Genomic DNA, 13,923 nt, shown 5'->3' with positions numbered 1-13,923 from the left:
TGGCGTGGAGGTGAACACGGCTCAACCGCCCGCGAAGCTGTTGATGAGCGACCAGCCGATGCCGTAGAGGATTGCGCCAGCGACGGCGCAGAGCATCATGACGACGCCGACTTTCCCGGCGCGGTGGTGATCGACCCAGCGGCCGCCGACCCAGACGATCAACCCGATGAAAAATCCTGCGATGAGCGCGACTCCCGCGCCCCACTTGACGTTGTTGAGCAGCCCGAGGATCTTGTCGCCGCCGACCTCGGGCTGCACAGGATGAGGGTTGGGAATCTGGGCGAGCCAGTCGGTGACAATGTGCGCGAGCATGTGGCCCTCCGCATCGCACCGCCCGACGTCACGTCGGGCGGGTCAAGTGGGAGGGCGTCGAAGTTCTGCCGAGGTGGCGGCCAGTGGGCTCAGCCGGGCCCGCGGCCGGAGGCGTGGTTGTCGCGTTCGCGAGCGCGTCGTTGCCATGGCCACGACAAGCGGCGTTTCCGCTGCGGCAGCACCCGCCACGCACGCAGCAGCTGTTCGGCCGGCGAGCGCAGGGACGGCGGTGTCACGTCGGCGGTGACGCCGTGCACGGCGATGTCACGGTCGTACGGAAAGAACACGGCATCGGGTAACAGGACGCTGGTGCGACGTCCCGCAGTACCAGCGACACCGGACGGCCAGCGGCGGGCGCCGACGACGAGCAGCTGCATCGGCGGGGTCACCGCACCGGCACGCACCCACGGCTCCAAGCGGGCCAGGACCTGCTCCGTGTGCACCAGGCCAGGCACCGTTGGCCGCACCACCAAGGCAGGAATCGGCGAGGGACTGCCGACGCGTAGCCACTGTCCCGGCCCGAGCGCAGGGTCCGTCGCCAAGCGCCAGGGATCGTGGCCGATATCGACCACGGTCACGTCAACGCCGCGGCCGCCGGGATGCCAGTACAAGGGGGGCGGAAACATCACGGGCTCGGCGGCCGCCTCCGCGACGTCCAGGCGTGCCAGAACCGCACGAGCACGCCGAGAAAACTGGATTCCGGCCGCGGGACCGGGCCCGTCCCGGCACGGCCCGTCTACGCGCGCGGCGCACCCGAGTCCTGATCGAACAGGATCGCCAGCGTCGACCAGGAGAACCGACCGGCCTGCCAGCTGAAGTACGTCGGCGATCGCGACAGCGGTGCTCGTGGCGCCCGCTCCGGGAGAGGCGGCCAGGATCGGCAGCACGCGGCCGAACGGCGCCCAGTCGACCAAGGCGACCGCGCGTGTGGACTGCGGCTGAGTTGCTGTCATGTCCACATGGGAGCGAACGTGGTCCTCGGACGTGGTCAAGACGGCCTCCCTCAACGGTGGTGCGCCGTGAAGGGTGCGGCGGTCACACCGGGACCGTGCTCCAACCCCCTGTTCGGGGTGGCGTGGGTTGCGTTCTTCCGGGAACCCGAAGATACTCGCAACGATCGTGGATCTTTGCTTCGATGGTAGACGCTCCCTGCGCCGTGTCAAATAGCGTCGATCTCGGCGAGGCGGGAACCAGGCACGACGGACGATATGGGGGCAAGGTGGCACGAAGGTATGGCGACGAGCCGGATTTCGAGGAGTGGGAAACTACCTCCCCGGCATACCTGACCTCGCCGATGCCGCGCCGCACCTATGCCGCGCAACAGCAGCTCACCCTCGAACTGCTCGAGCTTCGACACGTTCGCCGAGCGGCTCAGCTATCTGCTCGAGCACGTCTCGACCTACTACATGTTCGACGGTGCCCCGGTGATCGTCCCGGAGGAGATCGCCCAGCTCACCACCGAAGGCGCCGTGGGATTTCGGCGCTTCACCGCTCGCGTCCCATTGGTCGCCCGGTGGGTGCAGGCCCGAACCGGGCTGCCCTTGACGAAGCAGGCCCTGGCCAACTTCAAAACCGGTTACCGGGAGAACAGCCGCCCGGCGATCACCCGCGCGCTGGCCGAATTCTGGCGCATCCATCCGAACCTGCTCGATCCCAGCGTTCCGGCCGAGGAGTTCGAGCTGCCCTACGACGAGGCCGACCGCAGAACCCATGAACTGATGACCGAACTCGGAGGACTCGGCGTCAACGCCCGTGCCATCACCAGTTCGCTCGGCGCCGCTCGCGAGGCGGACAAGCAGCAGCTGCTGAAGGTCCTCGAACGCATCGCCCAGACCATCCGCAGCACCGGCCGCGATCAACCCGGCTGACCGCCTGAAGTCACGCCGGGCTGTCACTAGTCAGCCTGGGCCCCAATCTCTTCGCGAGCCGCTGTACCCGGCGCTCCCCCAGCGCTTGCCCGACGGCCGCCAGCCAAACCAGCCGTGCGCCGTCGTCGACGGGTAGGCGCTCGGTTTCAGGCCACCATGCCTCGGCGTCGTCGGCATCATCGGTGCAGCCCGGCGTCGGTGTCGCCGGCCGGTGTGACAGCTGTGCGACGATGGTGGCGATCGCGATCTCGATCTCGGCGGCGGTCGCCAGGTGGCCAGTGTCGACGCCGTAGAGCAGCGCGAGGTCGCGCAGGTCATCCCGAATCGCGCGCCCCGTGGCGGAGTCGATCAACTGGTCCACGATCAGGAGAGCATCTTCGATCTCGACCACCTGCTCGCGCAGCCGCAGCGGCGGTCGGCGACGATAGGCCAGCAGAACACGCACTCGCCGCCACAGACGCTCGATCGCGGCTTCCTGACGCTGCCTGCGCCGGCGATCGCGCATATCGAACAAAGTACGTGTCGCGGCGGCGAACAGCGATCCCAGGACGAACAGAGCCAAGCCCACAGCGTCGGTGAACACCGCGAAATGGGTTCCCCGCGGCAGATGCTCGGAGTCGGCCAGCAGGCGGATGACGACGCCGAGCCGCCAGGACAGTCCGACCAGGGACACGGCCACACCCAGCTGTGCCAGGGCGACGCCGCCGCGGACCCCGGCCACCTCGCCCACGGCGACCACGGTCAACCCGAGCAGCAGCAGCGCGAGCCATCCGACCATGTAGCCCAGGTAGATGGCGCTGTAGAGCTGGGAGGGCAGCGCCGGGTTGCGGGGCGAGCCGAACCAGGACGTGTGGGCACCGGCCTGCGCGTACAGGGTGACCATCGCCGCCGCACAGGTCAGGAAGACCGTGACGACGGCCGGCATGGGCAGACGCAACTGACCGAGTGTGTGCAGGAACCCGGCGGTGAAAACCATCGCCAGCATGGCCAGCAGGTTGTGGACCACGATCGCGACGTTGTGCAGCCCGGTCAGGTGGTCGGCCCAGTCCAGCGTCAGCGGGTCTCCGGCGGCCAGCGACAACGCCATGCAGGCGATGCCAGCGGTCAGGAAGTGGCGGCTGACGGTATACCCGACACCCCTGTTGACCAGCGCCTTCCGCACCGATTCAGCCGCACCGGTGGCTGCGGCGCCGTACCAGAGGAGCGCGACCGCGTCAGGCATCGGCGCACAGGTGCCGACGCGAACCGAATGCCGCCCGCAGCGCGGTCCGGCCAGGCGGAAGCCGGTCGCGGTAACGTGCCGACCCGGCCCGGACGTGATCCCGCAGCAGATAGGCGAACTGCTCGGCCTCGAGCTTCCCACCGGCCGTCCGGGTGCGTGCGCCGGCTGCACGTGTGGTTGTCCGGATGGCGGAGCAGCCAGTGCCCGATCTCGTGGAACGCGATGTGGGCGGCGTGCGCCGGCACGGCGGCGGCCGCGACCACGAGCCAGCACTGCTCCCGGGCACGCACCAGCAAGCCGCTGGCTCCGCCACGCCGGGTCGCCATCCGCCCCAGAATTACGGTCATTCCCCGCTGCTTCCCGACGGCGCTGAGGAAGGCGCGCAACTCGAACGGATGTCGGATGGGCAAGGCAGCGATGATGCTTTCGCAGCGTCGGACGAACTCCCGATTCTCGTTGGCTGTGGTGTTCACGTTCTCCCCTGGACGTTGGTCGATCCAGCCGGTCCCCACCGGCCCCGGCAGTCACTGCTGACGATCTTCATCGCAGCAGGTCAGCGCGTTGCAGCCATACTGACGGACTCGATGCACGGCACGTGCCCGCAGCTGCCCGCTGGATCCCGCATTGTTCGTTGACGGGGGTCCGTGCGGCCTTTTGCGGGGGTCGGTGCGGGGCCGCATATTTCCGGGAAAACCACATTCCTGCCTGGCGACCGCTTGATCCCGCGGTCTCTGGCCGACTAGTCAGGAAGTCATGGTGCTGGATTCGGGGGGCGCGCCGAGGCGCGAGGCAGAAATCGGACCGGGCGAACTGGCGTGGTCGTTCAACCATCTCGATCCCGCGGTCGCCGAGACGGCCTACGAGACGATGGGGAGGATCCGCCGGGGCTGCCCAGTCGCCCGCAGCGGTGAGCTGGATGGGTTCGTGCTGGTCACCGGGTACGACGAGATCCGCGAAGCGGCGCAAGCATCGGACCGGTTCAGCGCCTACGTCGACGGACTGGGCGCGGCGGCCGTGGTCACGGAGATGCGCGAGGCCGTGGCGCCGATGTTCGAGACCGACGACGACCATCACCATCAATGGCGGCGCACACTCATGGACTTCTTCACACCGGCGGCAGCGGCGGCCCAGGACCAGTACGTTCGGGCGATCTGCCGGGAAACGCTGCAGGAAATGATCCCGCGCGGGGCGGCGGATCTGGTCAGCGGCTACACCCGGCAGGTGCCGCCGCTGGTGATTGGACGGATGCTCGGGCTGGCCGAGCTGGAACGGGCGTGGCTGTCGGAGCACGTGCGCGCGCTGTACAGTGCCGAAACCTTGCTCGAGGCCCAGCAGATCGGCCGCGTGTACGCGGATTTCCTCCTCGGGCAGATCCGCGAACGCCGTGCGCGCCCGGGCCGTGACCTTCTCTCGTGCATGGTCGCCGCCGAGGTCGACGGGCGCATCGCCAACGAGGAGGAGCTGGTCAAGATGACCATGCTGATGGTCGCGGCCGGGCACCTGACCACTGCCGACGCCTGTGCCACCGCCGTCCTGCAGCTCCTGGAAAATCCCGCCCTGCGCGAGCGCGTGACGGCCCTCCCAGTGCTGTTGGAGCCCTTCGTCGAGGAGCTGGTCCGCCACGAGCCGGCCGTCGCGGCCACCGGCCGCACCGTGACCACCCACACCCACCTCGGCGGCCTGACGCTGGAGCCTGGTGACCGCCTCCTTCTGGCGTGGGGCAGCGCCAACCGCGACGAGCGCCGCTTCGACGACGGCGACGTCTTCCGTCTCGACCGTGACCGCAGCCGGACACCACACCTGGGCTGGGGTTCAGGCGAGCACCGCTGCCTCGGCCGGCATTTGGCCCGGGTGGAGCTGCGGGTGATGCTGGACGAGCTGCTGCGGGCGATTCCCGACTTCCAGCTTCAACCGCACGCTACCGTGCGCCGCACGTTCGGCGTCATCCGCGGCGTGGCGACGCTGCCGGTGCAGTGGAGCCGCCGATAGCGGTTACCTGCGTCTGGTACCAGTCGGCCAGTTCCTTGCGGTCTCGCAGGTTCAGCCGCCGGTAGATCCTCGTCAGTTCCCCCTCGACGGTCCTGGGCGCGTGATGCAGGACTGCTCCGATCTCGGCATTGGTCATGCCCTCGCTGACCATCCGCACGATCTCCCGCTGCCGCTCGGTCAACTGCGGTGAGGCGGAGTCGGCGTCGCCGAGAGCGAACGCCACAATCCGCTCGTCGTCCCAGCGGCTACCGGTCAGCCGCGCGGCTTCGAACGCCTCTTTCCCGATTGCGTCGACGATCGCGGCAATCGCGAGGTCCCGGTGATGGCGCCAGCCCGGTAGGCCGTTGAACCGGACGCCGTGGCGGGCCTGCAGGCTGTCGGAGCCGCCATACAAATGCGCCGCGCCGAGGAAGTCCCGGGCCAGCACGCGTTTGCGGGCCTCTTCCTCCACACCCCACGCCGGCCCCCAGAGGTCGCCGAGTTTCACCTGCTTACGCAGTGCCGGGCGAGCGCTGGCCTGTGGCTGCGAACCCTCCGGCAGCCCGCGCGTCCACTCGGCCCACGTGATCGCCCATTCCGCACCGCGAGCGTGCGCCTCATCGAGGCACCACCGCGACATGCGGTCGGCCTCCTCAGCCGGGCCGTGCAGGCCCGCGGTGAAGGCGTGGAACAGGCCAGCCATGTACGCCGAAACGTCGTCGCCGGCCGCGTGAAAGCCTTCCCGGGCCGTTTCGAGTTTGGCGTATCCGCTGCGTTGTCCGAGGGCCAGCGCGTCGTAGGTGCCGTCGATGAACTGCACCGCCGGCGCGGTTTCCATGCAGATCCGGCGGGCGAGATCGAGGCACTCGTCGCGATGAACTTTGCCGCGATCACGGGCGCCCAGCGCCAGCCAGATCCAGCCGACCATCGCCAGCGCCGAGATCCGCACCGGCGACGGCTCCGCAGGCCCGGCACGCAGGAGGTTTTCGACTTGGCGGCAGACGGGGATCTCGGTGGCGAAGAAGTACGGCGCGCGAGTACGCAAGAAGTCGACCATGATCGTCAGCCCCCGCCCGACCTGACCGCGGTCTGCGCACCAGCTCACGGCCGCGGTGATGTTGCCGGACTCGGCGTTGACCCGGGCGAGCCAGGTCATCTCGTCGGGTCCGAAACACCGCTCCGCCGCGTCCCGGACCAGCTGCGCATTCCACGCGCAGTGGCTCTCCGCCATCGCGTCCTGATCGCCGAACTGTGCTAGGCGTCGGCGGCCGTATTCGCGCAGGTAGTTGTGCTGCCGGTACCGGCCGTCCGCGGACGCGCCCTCGATGATCGAGTGGCGGACCAGGTAGTCCAACGTCGGCAGGATCTCGGCGCGATCGACGACGGCGTCGGCGCAGACTTGCTCGGCCGCCTCGAGGGTGAAGCCGCCGGTGAACACCGTCAGTCGGGCCCACACCCGCTGCTGCACGTCGGTGCACAGTTTCCAGGACTCGCCGATCGCCACGTCCAAGGCCAGGTGATGCGCCTGGACCCCGCGGGTGCCCGGGGCGTACCGCAGTGACGCTCCGCCTTCCAGGCGGCCGAACACGACCGCCGGCGTGCGTCCAGTGCTCAGCTGGGCTGCGACGACTCCAGGATGAGCGGAATCCCGTCGGACCAGCGGACCAGGCGCACGATGGTCGCCCAATCGTCCTCGGCGGTCAACGGCCTGCCGGCCAGGGCGGCGCGGTCTTGGAGCAGCTGGACCGACGCGCAGTCCTCGGCCTCGATGCGGTCCGCGTTCTTCCCGGGCACCGGAAGCGGGTTGACGTGCACGACGCGCTCGCCGTGGACCTGCAGCCAGGCGCGGCTGGTCGCGATGATCTGCAGCTGCGGCGCGGCGTTGATCAGCAGGTCGATGAGTTCTTGGACCGGGTTGAGCACCTGTTCGCAGTTGTCGAGAACGAGCAGAACCCGTTGGTCGCGCAGGTAGCGGATCAGCACGTCCAGCGGCTGGGCATCGGGCTGGTGATTGGCGACGCGCAAATCCGCGAGAAGCGCGTTGCAGATTCGCTCGACCGTCTCGTCGTCTCCGGCCTCGCAGCTCATTTCCGCGAGACGGACGAATGCGGTCGCATCGTATGCGTCGCGCAGCTGCCGGAACGCCTCTACGGCCAGCCGCGTTTTTCCGACACCGCCGCTGCCGGTGGCGGTCACCAGGCGGGCGCCCTCGTCGATATGCTCCTCGATCTCGGTTACCTTGTGTGATCGACCGATGTGTGAGGTCGGGTAGGCGGCGCCCGGTACGCCGGCGCTCGACGACGGCCTACGCACCATGCCGCCACGGCATCGGAGCGTCGTCGGCCCCATGGCGCCCCGCCGTGAATCGTGACCCCAGCATTACCCCTCCCCCGTGCTGTTCCCGCTCGCCGGCCAGCGCGGGCATCACCCCTGACGTGCCGCACGCCGTGTCAGGTTTCGTACCACGGGTAGCACCATCGCCATCAAACACTAACCAGGGGAACACTCGATCGGGTTAATCGTCAACGACCACTGACAGTAGCACTGGTGCCCACGGTAACTGCGAAGCGTGATCGCCGGAGGTGTCGTCTCCCCGCCCTTTCGGTCGATCAGCCGAAATGCCGGTCGCCACGACCAGCAGGGGGCCCCATGGCCGCGCGTATCGCAACAACTGGCAGGAACATCCTGTCTTTCGTCGCCGAGCACGAAGACCGGGCGTACACGATCGTTGACTTTTGTCGAGATCGAGTTATTGTCTGTCTCAGTACGGCGGATCGTGTACCGCGCCGGGGGAGGCGCGGTTGACGCACGGTTGGCCACCACGTTGGGACTTACACGTGCTCACACCATTGGCAGCAATCCACGTCAGTCCGGCGCGCGGACCTCCGCGCGAAGTCCATCCGACGCACTGATCCACACCCGTCGCGCAGCGACCTCCACACGACCAGGCCCTCGCGGGCCGGTCCATACCATCCGAAGTCTCCGCTCAGCCCACTTCGCGTATCCCTTGGCTGCGGCACGAGGCATGCCCCTTCAGCGCGCTCGTCACTCAACTGACACGACGCTGAATGGCTTTCCCCTAGTATTCAAGGAGAAAACCTCGATGCACAGCCGTCTTTGGCATGCCCTCGCCGCGACCGCAGCGCTGCTGGCCTCCACCGCGGCCACCGCCGTCGCGACACCCACCACCCCCGCCGCTGAGAGCGGCGACCGCACGGCGATCCCCGGGAACACACCATCCTGGGCCGTCCCGCACGCGGAAGCAGCCCCCTCCAAGGGAAACACCATCCGCCACATCAAGGTCGCGCTTGCGCTGCGCGACCAGGCCGGTGCCGAACGCCTCGCCGCCCAGCTGGCCAACCCGGGCAACGCCGACTACGGGAAGTTCCTGTCCTCACAACAGTTCCTCGACCGGTTCGCCCCCACTCAGGACACAGTCACGCAGGTGTCGCGGTGGCTGGCCACGCAGGGCCTGCACGTGACCGGCGTCAGCGGCAACCGTCACTTCGTCGACGCCGAAGACCCGACCGCCGCGTTGGAAACCGCCTTCGGCACCCGGATCGCCGCATACCGAACCCGCATCGACGGCACCACCCGGACTCTCACAGCTCCAGCGTCGCCGGTCACCGTGCCGGCCTCACTGCGAGCCTCGATCACGGCGGTGCTCGGTCTGGACGACAGCGCCGCCCTGCTCAGGCCCCAGCACACCCGCCCGGCCGCTGCGGCGGCCGAGCAGCACTGCGCGCGCTGGTGGGGCGAGCAGAACAACACCGACGTCCCGCAGAAGTACCCCGCCGGATTCCAGTCCAACTCGCTCTGCGGCTACACCGGCACCCAGGTCCGCGCGATGTACAAGCTGGACAAGGGAAACACCGGTTCCGGTACGACGATCGGTGTCGTCGGCGCCTACAACTCCGCCACCATCGTCACCGACACCAACCAGGCCGCCGCCCAGCTCGGCGTCCCGCCGCTCGCGTCCGGCCAGTACAGCGCGGTCCTGCCGCAAGGCGGGTTCACCGACACACAGGAATGCGGCGCCGAAGGCTGGAACGCCGAGCAAACCCTGGACGTGCAAGCCTCACACACCATCGCCCCGGACGCGAAGATCCGCTACTACGCCGGGAAAACCTGCAAAGGCACCGGCATCTACGACGCGTTCAACCAGGCCGTCACCGACAACTCCGTGGACGTGATCAGCAACAGCTACGGCAATGCCGACGGCGAACGCTCCCTGCCCCAGGCGGCACGCGACCAGTTCAACTCGATGGCGCTGCAGGCGGCGATCCAGGGCCAGACCATCACCGTCTCCACCGGCGACGCCGGCAACAACTCCGGCCCCGCCGGCCGCGCGACTGCCAGTTTCCCGTCCTCGAGCCCCTGGGTCCTGGCGGTCGGCGGCACCAGCGTCGGCCTGGACCAGAACAACCAGCCGAAGGTGCTGACCGGGTGGGAGAACAGCGGCAACACCCAGTCCGGCACCAGCTGGACGCCGCAGCGCGACGCCGACGGTCCGTTTGCTTCCGGCGCCGGCGGAGGCACCTCCGCGCTCTACGATGCGCCGGACTGGCAGTCCGGCATCGGCTCCGGTAATGGTGGAAAGCGCGCGGTCCCGGACATCTCGGCGCTGGCCGACTCCTACACCGGGATGCTGGTCGGGCAGACCATCAAGGGCCAGTTCGGGATCGGGTCCTACGGCGGCACCTCGCTGGCCTCCCCACTGATCGCCGGGCTCGTCGCCGACGCCCAGCAGGCCCGCTCCGGCAACGCCCGGGCCGGACTGCTCACCCCCATCCTCTACAGCCTGCGCGGGTCCAGCGCGATCGCCGACGTCGTCCCGCAGAAGGCCGGGGTCTGGACGCCGATGATGCACGCCTTTGGCGGCGTCGCCGTCCCCGGCGGGCAGGGCAGCTACCTGATCGACTTCGACGCCCGCCCGCAGAACCTGCAAAGCGGGCCCGGCTGGGATCCGGTCACCGGGCTCGGCACGCCCGCCGGTGGCTTCATCCGAGCGCTCTCCCAGTAGCCAACACCCATTCGCGGTGGGTCCGCCCGTCGGCGGGCGGGCCCACCGCGGCCTCCACCACCTCAGGAAGGTCTATGCCATGTCCGAGGCAACACGGCCGGCACCGAACCGCTGGCTTGTCCTCGCAGCCTGGTTGACCGGAATCGCCCTGGTCGGCGCCGCAGGTGTCCTGCTCGCCCAGTCCGGTCCGGCACCCGAACGCGGTCCCATGGGTGATCCGGTCGAGTTGGGTGTCGAACTGCACGCCCCGATCGTCGCGGCCCGCGCGGTCCCGAACCTGGCCGAGCTGCCGGAAGCCAGCACCTTCGGCACCGTACCGGCCGCTCCGCAGGACGCGACGCCCGACGAGGACCCGGACGGGCAGCTCGTGCACCCGATCCGACCGGTGCCGGTCTTCGATCAGCCCGGCGGGGCAGCCATCGGCGCCCTGCCGACGACGCAGCTCGGTTCCGACACCTGGGTGCCGGTCATCGCCGACGAACCCGGCTGGGTGCACGTCCTGCTGCCGTCCCGACCCAACGGCTCGACCGGGTGGCTGTCCACCCAGGACATCGCGCTCGATACCGCGTCGACGACCTATCGGATCGTCATCGACCGGGCCGCGTTCCGGCTCACCCTCTACCGGGACCACCAGCAGATCGGCGTCTGGAGCGTCGGCGTCGGCACGGCAGCCGCGCCGACTCCGGCCGGTCGGACGTTCGTGCTGGCCTCGATCGCTGACCCGAAGCAGACGTTCAGCCCGGTGATCCTGCCGCTCGGCATCCACTCGACCACGTTCACCACCTACGGTGGCGGTCCCGGCACCACCGGCATCCACGGCTGGCCCACCAGCGACGTGTTCGGCCGCCCGTCCAGCGACGGCTGCATCCGCGTTCCCGCCGACGCGCTCGCCACTCTCACCGGCGCCACCGATCCGGTGCCCATCGGCACCCCGGTCCTCATCCGCTAACGCAAGCCCATCAACACTTTCTGGAGATCCATCATGAACACCACACGCACCGCACTCGCCGCCGCCGGAGCTGGAGCGCTCCTGGTCGGCACCCTCAGCACCGTCGTCTCCAGCTGCACCCCCGCCACCGCAGCCCCGCCCGCCCTCGCGGCGGCCGCGGCGACATCGACGGCGACCGGGATCTCCGTCTCCGGCGGCGAACAGCTCTCCGCGCGGCCGAGTGTGTCCAGCAGCGGCGCGATCAAGTCCGCCGGCGGGTCGGTGTCCAGTCCGAGCGGCGCCGTAGTGGCCAGCGGCATCAGCCTGCAGGCCGGTGCCGGGTTCGCCGAGGCACGGGTCGCCTCGGTGCGGGTCGGCGGCACCACGGTCGGGCCGTTCACGGCGACCTGCCGCAACGGAGCCATCACCACCAGCGCCCCCAAAGGCGGCCGCGGGAACCTCACGGTCTCACCCGCCGGCCACGGCACCGCCGGGGTCATCACCGTCACCACCAGCATCGCTCCCACCCGCACGGGCGGTTCCGGCGGGCCGACGTCGAGCAAGCCGACGGCAGGCACGGCGATCACGGTGACCGTGGCGACGGTCAGCTGCGGTGCCGGAACGCCGCCGCCGACGGGCAACCCGCCCAGCGGCACCCGCCCCGCTCCGGCGCACAAGCCCGGTGCCCCCGGGACGTCCCGTCCGGTCAAGCCGGGTGAACGGCACCAGCAGCAGGGCGACAATCCGGGCGACCGGACCGCGCCCAAACCGCAGCCCAAACCCGGCCACGTCGTCGTCACCGGCTGACGACACCAGACCGCGCGGGCCCGCGTCCTCAACCCCCTCCATCGCGGGCCCGCGCACCCCTCCCGCTCCCCATGCCCCCGCCGGGTGACCTCCCCACGCCCGCACAACCACACCCATTCAAGGAATCGAACCCGGGGAGAAACCCATGTCCACACTTGTTTTCAGCCACGCCAGCCACGACCGCGCCAACACCGCGTCACCCGAGGACCTGCGGGCCGTGCACTTCGTCGGCTCGCTGCCCCCGGTCCTGACCGACGACCACCGCGCGACGATGCAGTGGTTCCTCGACCACACCCCCGACACGACGTTGACCGGGCTGCCGTGCGACCCGGACCCACGATGGATCATCGACTGGCTCGACGGCCTCGCCACCGTCGACGCGCTCGAACCCGTCCGCACCGGCGCCTCCGCCGACTACGACGACATGCCGACATACCGCCTCAAGCGCGGGCACTGGCTGGAACCCGAGGACCTCTCGCTCGGTCGCGCCGCACACACCGACGCCGTGATGGCCGCGCGGAACCAGCTGCACGATGATCGCGACTTCCCGCCGCATCAGGTGTCGATCCCGAACCCGTACGACTTGTCGTTGTTCACCTTCGGCAGCCCGGGCGCCGCGGTCACCCATCTCCCAGTGTTCCGCCAGGCCGTCCTAGACGACGTCCACGCCATCCACCGTCGACACGGCAGCCAGGTCGTTTTCCAACTCGAGACCCCCGCAGTGCTGGCCACGCTCGACCGCACTCCGCGGCCCTTGTGGCCCGCCGCCGTGCGCGCGCTGGCCAAGCAGGTCGCGCGCGTCTTCGACGACGGTCCGCGCGAGGCGACATGGCGGATCCATCTCTGCCACGGCGACCTCGGCCACCAGCCGCTGTTCGCTCTGACCGACCTCGTCCCTGCGGTGCAGTTCCTCAACGCGCTGCACAAACAGCTGCAGCGGCTGCGGATCCCGATGCCGGCCGCGCACATCCCGATGTGCACCGGCACCCAAGCTCCGCCGAACGACGCGCGGTTCTACCGGGCGCTACGGCACCTGCGCCGCGACATCGACGTCATCGCCGGGCTCGTCGACGAGACCCACCCCAGGGACTCCCGCGCCGCGCTCGGGCTGGTCGAGACCGAACTGGACCGGCCCGTGCTCGCCGTCGCCGCGGCGTGCGGCCACGGCCGCCGCCTCGTCCCCGCCGCCGTCGCCAACACAGCGCTGGCCTGCGAACTCGCCCACCACACCACCGACACCCCGGCCCGCTGACCGCCCCCGTCTGGAAAGGAACTGCCGAGATGGACACCACGACGACGCCGATACCGTCCGCGGCCGGGGATCTGGCCGGTGAAGAGGAGACGCTCACCCCGATTCTGCGCACCGGGATCGTGCCCACCCGGGCGCTCTCGGGCGGACGGATGCACCTGCCCGGCGCCACCACCCTCGCCCCGCAACGGCACGACACCACCGAGACCGCGATCGCGATCATCAGCGGCCACGCCGCCATCCTCTCCGGCAACGCCATGCAGCCGTTCCACCCACAGGCTGGCGACATGATCTACATACCGGCGACGCTGCCGTACGCGGTGGTCAACCTCAGCCACAACGCCTCCGTCCTCGCCCTGGTCTTCCGCACCGACCCAGGCTTCGACACCGACGTGCACCGCATGCCGGAACTCGACCATGCCGCCCGCAACCAGATCCCCGACCTGCGCCGCGCCCACCACAAGGCCCTCCTCACGCGGCGCAGCGGCCGCGCCCGCCGGAGCTGACACGCTCGGCCGCCCCTCCCAACATCCACGCCGCGTGCCG

At 69.6% G+C, this 13,923-nt stretch carries 13 protein-coding genes; 8 read left to right on the top strand and 5 right to left on the bottom strand.

The genetic code is table 11. From position 1 onward, the window contains the following. Positions 1–21 precede the first annotated feature (21 nt). Together QP939_RS28275 and QP939_RS28270 are read right to left on the bottom strand one after the other, a co-directional pair. The gene (locus tag QP939_RS28275) at positions 22–312 is read right to left on the bottom strand and encodes a hypothetical protein (protein WP_285449244.1); all 291 of its coding nucleotides are present in this window, start codon (positions 310–312) and stop codon (positions 22–24) included. An 89-nt stretch (positions 313–401) separates the two neighbouring features. Next, positions 402–1,304 carry a P-loop NTPase family protein gene (locus QP939_RS28270; RefSeq protein ID WP_285449243.1) on the bottom strand — a complete coding sequence of 301 codons (903 nt, stop codon included), beginning with the start codon at positions 1,302–1,304 and terminating at the stop codon, positions 402–404. Positions 1,305–1,622: 318 nt separating this feature from the next. On the opposite strand from QP939_RS28270, the gene QP939_RS28265 reads away from it, so the two are divergent. Then, on the top strand, positions 1,623–2,180 hold the full coding sequence (locus QP939_RS28265) for a hypothetical protein (protein WP_285449242.1): 558 nt from the start codon (positions 1,623–1,625) through the stop codon (positions 2,178–2,180). A gap of 10 nt (positions 2,181–2,190) precedes the next feature. Here QP939_RS28265 and QP939_RS28260 read toward each other — a convergent pair whose 3' ends face one another. Continuing rightward, the gene (locus tag QP939_RS28260; protein ID WP_285449241.1) at positions 2,191–3,402 is read right to left on the bottom strand and encodes a hypothetical protein; all 1,212 of its coding nucleotides are present in this window, start codon (positions 3,400–3,402) and stop codon (positions 2,191–2,193) included. A gap of 200 nt (positions 3,403–3,602) precedes the next feature. Between QP939_RS28260 and QP939_RS28255 the strand changes: the two genes are divergently transcribed. Both QP939_RS28255 and QP939_RS28250 read left to right on the top strand, forming a co-directional pair. Further along, positions 3,603–4,037, top strand: coding sequence for a hypothetical protein (locus tag QP939_RS28255; RefSeq protein WP_285449240.1), 435 nt, complete (start codon positions 3,603–3,605; stop codon positions 4,035–4,037). Between the two features lie 118 nt (positions 4,038–4,155). After that, positions 4,156–5,391 carry a cytochrome P450 gene (locus QP939_RS28250; RefSeq protein ID WP_285449239.1) on the top strand — a complete coding sequence of 412 codons (1,236 nt, stop codon included), beginning with the start codon at positions 4,156–4,158 and terminating at the stop codon, positions 5,389–5,391. Here the strand turns inward: QP939_RS28250 and QP939_RS28245 are convergent. Then, complete coding sequence (locus QP939_RS28245) at positions 5,345–6,874, bottom strand: LuxR family transcriptional regulator (protein WP_285459865.1); 1,530 nt, start codon at positions 6,872–6,874, stop codon at positions 5,345–5,347. The genes QP939_RS28250 and QP939_RS28245 overlap by 47 nt on opposite strands. Positions 6,875–6,981: 107 nt before the next feature. Beyond that, the gene (locus QP939_RS28240) at positions 6,982–7,686 is read right to left on the bottom strand and encodes an NB-ARC domain-containing protein (RefSeq protein ID WP_285449238.1); all 705 of its coding nucleotides are present in this window, start codon (positions 7,684–7,686) and stop codon (positions 6,982–6,984) included. A 709-nt stretch (positions 7,687–8,395) separates the two neighbouring features. Between QP939_RS28240 and QP939_RS28235 the strand changes: the two genes are divergently transcribed. The 5 genes from QP939_RS28235 to QP939_RS28215 all read left to right on the top strand — a co-directional run bounded on the left by QP939_RS28235 (position 8,396) and on the right by QP939_RS28215 (position 13,883). Then, positions 8,396–10,393 (top strand): S53 family peptidase, encoded by a 1,998-nt coding sequence (locus QP939_RS28235; protein ID WP_285449237.1) that lies wholly within the window; start codon positions 8,396–8,398, stop codon positions 10,391–10,393. Positions 10,394–10,526: 133 nt separating this feature from the next. Then, entirely contained in the window at positions 10,527–11,342 is an 816-nt protein-coding gene (locus tag QP939_RS28230; RefSeq protein WP_285449236.1) for a L,D-transpeptidase family protein, read from the top strand. A 33-nt stretch (positions 11,343–11,375) separates the two neighbouring features. Beyond that, positions 11,376–12,128: a hypothetical protein gene (locus QP939_RS28225; protein ID WP_285449235.1), complete on the top strand. Its 753-nt coding sequence runs from the start codon at positions 11,376–11,378 to the stop codon at positions 12,126–12,128. A gap of 145 nt (positions 12,129–12,273) precedes the next feature. Next, positions 12,274–13,380, top strand: a complete 1,107-nt coding sequence (locus QP939_RS28220; protein WP_285449234.1) for a hypothetical protein — start codon at positions 12,274–12,276, stop codon at positions 13,378–13,380. Positions 13,381–13,409: 29 nt separating this feature from the next. Beyond that, a complete protein-coding gene (locus QP939_RS28215; RefSeq protein WP_285449233.1) occupies positions 13,410–13,883 on the top strand; it encodes a cupin domain-containing protein in 474 nt (157 codons plus the stop codon). The last annotated feature ends 40 nt before the right edge of the window (positions 13,884–13,923 follow it).

This window comes from Amycolatopsis nalaikhensis (assembly GCF_030264295.1).
GTDB classification, from domain to species: domain Bacteria; phylum Actinomycetota; class Actinomycetes; order Mycobacteriales; family Pseudonocardiaceae; genus Amycolatopsis; species Amycolatopsis nalaikhensis.
Note: the sequence above shows the minus strand (reverse complement) of the source record. Positions and strands in the feature narration are given on the sequence as shown.